General features: G+C 67.4%; 3 protein-coding genes. 2 read left to right on the forward strand and 1 reads right to left on the reverse strand.

The features are described 5' to 3' along the window. Positions 1–3 precede the first annotated feature (3 nt). Positions 4–3,504, reverse strand: coding sequence for a chromosome segregation protein SMC (gene smc / locus RUU78_RS16300; RefSeq protein WP_313918447.1), 3,501 nt, complete (start codon positions 3,502–3,504; stop codon positions 4–6). A 352-nt stretch (positions 3,505–3,856) separates the two neighbouring features. Between smc and RUU78_RS16305 the strand changes: the two genes are divergently transcribed. Further along, positions 3,857–4,714, forward strand: coding sequence for a hypothetical protein (locus RUU78_RS16305; protein ID WP_313918449.1), 858 nt, complete (start codon positions 3,857–3,859; stop codon positions 4,712–4,714). 10 nt (positions 4,715–4,724) lie between these two features. Continuing rightward, on the forward strand, positions 4,725–5,951 hold the full coding sequence (locus RUU78_RS16310; RefSeq protein WP_313918451.1) for a DUF4785 domain-containing protein: 1,227 nt from the start codon (positions 4,725–4,727) through the stop codon (positions 5,949–5,951). The last annotated feature ends 144 nt before the right edge of the window (positions 5,952–6,095 follow it).

The raw sequence follows: 6,095 nt of genomic DNA on the forward strand, positions 1-6,095 counted from the left end.
TGTTCAGGCCGCGCCGACGAGCTTGGACGCCTCGGCGAGATCCACCTGCACCAGACGCGACACGCCCGGTTCGCGCATGGTGACGCCGCAGAGCTGGTGCGCCGCTTCCATCGTCGTCTTGTTGTGCGAGACGAACAGGAACTGCACGTGCTCGGACATTTCGTTGACCATGCTGGAGAAGCGGCCGACGTTGGCCTCGTCCAGCGGCGCGTCCACTTCGTCCAGCAGGCAGAACGGCGCGGGATTCAGGCGGAAGATAGAGAACACCAGCGCCACCGCGGTCAGCGCCTTCTCGCCGCCGGACAGCAGCGAGATCGAGGTCACGCGCTTGCCCGGCGGGCGCGCCATGATCGACACGCCGGTGTCGAGCAAGTCGTCGCCGGTCAGCTCGAGGTAGGCGTGACCGCCGCCGAACAGGCGCGGGAACAGCTCCTGCAGGCCGCTGTTGACCTTGTCGAAGGTTTCCTTGAAGCGCTGGCGCGTCTCGCGGTCGATCTTCTTGATCGCGCCTTCCAGCGTTTCCATCGCCGTGGTCAGGTCAGTCAGCTGCGCATCGAGGTAGGTCTTGCGCTGCGACTGTTCCTCGTATTCCTGGATCGCGGCGAGGTTCACCGGTTCGAGGCGGCGGATCTTGCCTTCGAGTTCGTTGAGGCTCTGCGCCCAGTCGGCGATGTCCGCATGGGTCGGCAGGCTTTCGAGCACGGTATCGAGTTCGAGCCCGGCTTCGAGAATCGCCTGGGCAAGGTTATCCGCACGCATCTTCAGGCTGTGCTCGGACAGGCGCTTTTCCGACAGCGCTTCGCGGCGCTGGGTCAGCACGTGTTCGATGCGCTGACGCTCCTGGTCGAGGCGGCGGAACTCGGCATCGCAATCTTCCAGCGCACGGCGCGCGTCGACGAGCTGGCGATCGACCAGCAGGCGCTGGTTCAGATACGTCTGCCGTTCGTTGTCGAGTTCGATCAGCGGATCTTCGTCGGCGAGCAGCTGCTGCGCGATTTCCTCGCGCCTGGCGTCGAGCTGGGCGATCTGCGCCTGCATGCGGCCCAGCGCCTGCTCCAGCGACTGGATCGCGCTGCGCTTGGATTCCAGCGACAGTGCCAGCTGATGCGCCTGGTCACGCGCCTCGCGCGCGTTCATGCGCGCTTCCTCGCGCTGTTCCAGCGTGCGGCGGCGCTGGCCATCGAGTTCCTGACGCCGCTGCTCGAGGTCCCCCATGCGAATCACGGCGGTATCCAGGCGGCCGCGCGCTTCCTTGACCTGGGCCTGGTCTTCGTCGAGCTTGGCCGCGAGCTGCGCGATCTCGCCGTCGACCTTTTCCAGCCGTGCCTGCGCCGACTCGACCTTGCCGCGGTGGCTCTGCAGCTGGCCGCCGATTTCGGCCAGGCGCCGGTGCGCCATGTACAGCTCGCGCTGTGCGTCGTCGCGCAGTCGCTCGCTTTCCACTTTGCCAGATTTTAATTCATCCAGTTGTTCGGCCAGGTCCTGGGCGCGTTCGTCCAGCGCCTCCACCTGGCCCTGCAGCGCATGGATCTCGCGTTCGCGCGCCAGCACGCCAGCCTGGGCGCCGCCGCGGCGCAGCACGCGCAGATAACCGGCGCCGAACCATTCGCCGCCCGGCGTGATCACCGACTGCGGCGCGACGAGATCCCGGGCGATGTGCCGCGCCTCGTCGAGCGAACCGGCGACGCGTACCTGCGCGAGCAGCGCGACCACGGCCGCGGGCCCGCGCACGTGCGCCGACAGCGTGCCTTCGACGGCATTGCCGCCCTGCTGTGAGGCGATCAGCACCATGTCGGCTTCGCGCAATTGCGCGATCTCGCCGGCATAGGCCTGCGGTGCCTCGACCAAAACGCCTTCGAGCAGGCCCGAGAGCACGGTTTCGGTCGCCGTTTCCCAGCCCGCGTCGACATCGAGCGCTTCGCCAAGGCGTTTCGCGTCGGCCAGGCCGGCCTGCTCGAGCCACTGGCTGGCAGCGCCTTTTTCCTGGCCCAGCGCCGCATGCTGCAGCGCCTCGAGCGAGCCGAGGCGGCCGCGCAGGGCCTGGAACTGCTGGCGCGTGTCACTGAGCCCCGACTGCGTGCCGCGCTCGGTTTCGAGCAGGCGCTCGTAGGCGCTCTTGCGCTCGTCGAGCAGGCTGGTCAAGGTTTCCACCTTGTCGCGCTGGGTTTCCTGCTCGTCGCCGAGGATATCGGCAGCGGCGCTCAGCGTGTTCAGGTCGGCGGCGCGTTTTTCGGTTTCCAGCGCCTCGAGGCGCCGCGCCACGTCGAGGCACTGGCGGTCGAGATAGTCCAGGCGCGTACGCTCGACTTCGGCCGCGCGCGACGCTTCGGAACTCGATGCGGAATACGCGTCCCACGCGGTCTGCCACTCGGCCAGCTTGGCCTCGGCGTCGCGCAGCGCCTCGCCGGTCTGCTCGTCGATGTCGCGCAGCGCTTCCACGCGCGGCTCGCCCTCGGCCACGGCCAGGCGCAGGTTCTCGATCTGCTCGCGGTCGCCGGCTATGTGTTCGCTGAGCTCGCGATGCGCGCGCTCGGTTTCCTCGCGGCTCTTGTCCAGGCGTCCGCGCAGTTCGCGGTTGTGCGCGATCTGCTGTTCGACGCGGGCGATGTCGGCGCCGACCTTGTAGACCTCGCCCTGCACCAGGCCGAGGTGTTCGCTGGCCAGCTGGTGGCGTTCGCGGCTGGCCTCGAGCTGGGCTTCGACCTGACGCTGGTCGGCGACGAATTTCTCGATCTCGGTCTCGGCCTGGCGCAGCGCGCTGCCCTGCCCTTCTACCTCGTTGGCGATGGCGCGATAGTTCAGCGCGCGCAGTTCGGCCTCTTTCTGTTTCTGCTCGGCCTTGAGTTCCTGCCAGCGCGCCGCGGCCTTGGCCTGGCGATTGAGGTGATCGAGCTGCTTGTCCACTTCATCGCGCACGTCGCGCACGCGGTCGAGGTTTTCGCGCGTGGCCTTGATGCGGCTTTCGGTTTCCTTGCGCCGCTCCTTGTACTTGGAGATCCCGGCGGCTTCCTCGAGGTGATGGCGCAGCGCTTCGGGGTCGGACTCGACCACCTGCGAAATCATGCCCTGCTCGATGATGGAATAGCTGCGCGCGCCGAGACCGGTGCCGAGGAACAGGTCGGTGATGTCGCGGCGGCGGCAGCGTCCGCCATTGAGCAGGTATTGCGACTGGCCGTCGCGCGTGACCATGCGCTTGACCGAGATTTCGTTGAACGTGGCGTATTCGCCGACGATGGTGCCGTCGGAATTGTCGAACACCAGTTCGACCGAGGCCTGGCTCACGGGCTTGCGCACACTGGAGCCGGAGAAGATCACGTCGGTCAGTGAATCGCCGCGCAGGCGGCTCGCGGCACTCTCGCCCATGACCCAGCGAATGGCATCGATGATGTTGGACTTGCCGCAGCCGTTGGGACCGACGATGCCGGTCATGTTGGTGGGCAGGTGCAACGTGGTCGGATCGACGAACGACTTGAATCCGGCCAGTTTTATCGTGGTCAGGCGCATGGAATTACCGCAGCGTCGGGCGCGCAGTATAGCCGCCCGGTTCCGCAGCGTGACCCCCGCGCCTGAACGGGGGCGGCCGTTCGGAGGTGCTCCGTCAACGCTGCGGGCACGCTAATGGCCGAGACCGGCACGGTCTGGAGCAATGGCTTCAAACAAACGTTTGACATGTCGACGATCCGATTGCTACGTTCCGCGCGCCGACGGGTTTGTGCGGGAGGGCATGGGCCCGGCGGATCGACCATCAGCGTGCTCCGGCTTTGCCCGGGAGCGGCACGGACGCTCACCCTGACCCGGCTTTGCCGCAGCTTCACCGCGGCTCGATCAATCCGCCCGAGCCGCACCGGGAGGAAAAATGGTTCGTCTTGCTTTAGCGCTCTCGCTCGTACTGGGAGCCGCATCTGTTGCGTCCGCCGCCGCTACCGGCGTCGCTTTCGTCCACGGCACGGGCGCGCAGACCAATGCGCTCGCCGACTACTGGACGCCGGAATTCGTCAATTCCGTCCGCCAGGGACTGCCCGACCAGTCCAAGTACACCGTGATCAACTGCGATCTCGGCCAGTACATGTGGGACAGCCGTGCCGCCGGCTGCGTCGCCGGCCAGCTGACCAGCTTCATCAACAGCGCGGGCATCACCGACCTCGTCGTGATCACCCATTCGAACGGCGGCAACGTCGTGCGCTGGATCCTGTCGAACCCGACCTACGACAGCCGCTATCCGAACATCATCAGCAAGATCCGCTGGGTCAACGCCGTGGCGCCTTCCAGCGCGGGCACGCCGCTGGCCGATGCGACCATGAACGGCAACGTATTCGAGCAGGCACTGGGCTGGCTGCTCGGCTACAAGAACGACGGCGTGCGCATGCAGCAGGTCAGCTGGATGGCTCAATACAACCAGAATAACCTGCTCGGCACGGCCGGACGCCCGGCCCTGCCCAAGGGTTTCTGGAATGTGGTCGGCACCGATGTCGACTCCTCGCCGTTCGACGGCGACAGCTGGTGCGGCGGCTATCAGTACAACGTCGGACTGGAAACGACGCAGAACTGGCTCGCGAGCTGCTCCGACGGGTTCCTCAACTGCACCAGCCAGCAGGCCGCAGGCCGCACCTGGTTCCGCGATATCGATCGCATGGCGGGCTCCGAACCGCTGTCCCACAACCAGAGCCGGCGCGCCTGCTTCGGTCTGGACCGCATCCTGCGCGACGATATCTGAGGACTCCGACATGTCGATACTGAAATCCGCGGCACTGGCCGCGAGCATTGCCCTGGGCCTCGCCGGCCACGCCACCGCCGCCGACCTGCGCCTGAACGCTGCCACCGCCACCGACCAGGTGCCCACACGCCTGTCTGCCGCCAAGGACGACCGCGCCGCTGCTGCGCTCGACCGCACGCCGGTGCAGGTGTCCTGGGCACTCGATCCGGCCGAGGCACTGACCGACCGCCCCACCCCATTCGTGCAGGAAAGCCGCGAATACTGGCTCAATGCGAGCGAAGCCGAGCTGCAGCGCGGCGTGGCCCTGCCGACCACGGCAGAAGCGGCGCTGATCCGCATCAGTCCACATGGCAACAATTCCAGTCGCCTTGGCATCGACGATCTGGTGATCAGCGGCAACGGCCGTCAGCTCAGTGGACGTGAGGCGACGCAAAGCTTGGCCGACGAAGCCGCGCTGCGCGCCGCCGGCATGGACGTGTCCGAAGGCACGGTCATCGCCAAGCTCGCACCAGGCACCGGCAAGGGCAATCTGCGCCTGTCCGCGCCGGCCGCGCGCGGCGACTACCTGATCCACGTGTTCGAACCGACCAGCAGCACCGTGCTGCGCCTCGGGGCCGCGCGCGACACCGTCGTCGCGGGTCAAAGCGTGCGCATCACGGCCAACCTGCACGGCGCAAAAGCATCCTCGGCCAAAGGCATGCTGACCGCACCCGACGGCCACAGCCAGGCCTTCGAACTGTCGTTGCAGGCGGACGGCAGCTGGCAGGCCGACATAGTGCCTGATGCGACGCATGCCGGCGGACCGGCGCTGTGGGAGGTGCATGCCTTCGCGAGCGGTGGCGACGCGCGGGCGCCGGTGCTGCGCGACGCCAAGACCGCACTGGCTGTTAGCCGCGCGAGCGCGCGCCTCAGCGGTGAAGTCAGCACTGCGCTGGACGGTGCGCGCGGCAAGGGGCTCAGCGTCGATGTCGGTGTCGAGACCGCGAGCGCCAGCCGCTATCAACTGGCGGGCGTTCTGTACGGCACCGCCACCGACGGCGCGCGCCGGCCGGCCGCCTATGCCCAGTCGGCCACGTGGCTGGCGACCGGCGCGGGCAAGCTGACGCTGACGTTCGACGCCCAGGCCCTGGCCGGCAGCAAGCTGAGCGCACCGTACGAACTGCGCGACCTACGCCTGTCCAACCAGGCCGACATGAGCGTAGTCGAGCGGCGCGAGCGGGCGCTGGAAATTCGCTGAGGAGCCGGGAATGGGGAATCGGGAAAAGCAGGGCGAAACCCGTCCTCGCCCGAATCCTCCTGCCCGTTGGGCGTTGGAGCCGGTAAGAAACTTGCGGTTCGGCCACCGGCTCCAACGCCCTCCCGCTCCGCTCTGACGATTCCC

The sequence above is a fragment of the Tahibacter sp. genome (assembly GCF_032229445.1).
GTDB lineage: Bacteria > Pseudomonadota > Gammaproteobacteria > Xanthomonadales > Rhodanobacteraceae > Tahibacter.

What these genes read in the sequence shown, in the direction of transcription:
- smc (WP_313918447.1), bottom strand. Translation starts at nt 3,504, where the DNA reads ATGCGCCTGACCACGATAAAACTGGCCGGATTCAAGTCGTTCGTCGAT.
- RUU78_RS16305 (WP_313918449.1), top strand. Translation starts at nt 3,857, where the DNA reads ATGGTTCGTCTTGCTTTAGCGCTCTCGCTCGTACTGGGAGCCGCATCT.
- RUU78_RS16310 (WP_313918451.1), top strand. Translation starts at nt 4,725, where the DNA reads ATGTCGATACTGAAATCCGCGGCACTGGCCGCGAGCATTGCCCTGGGC.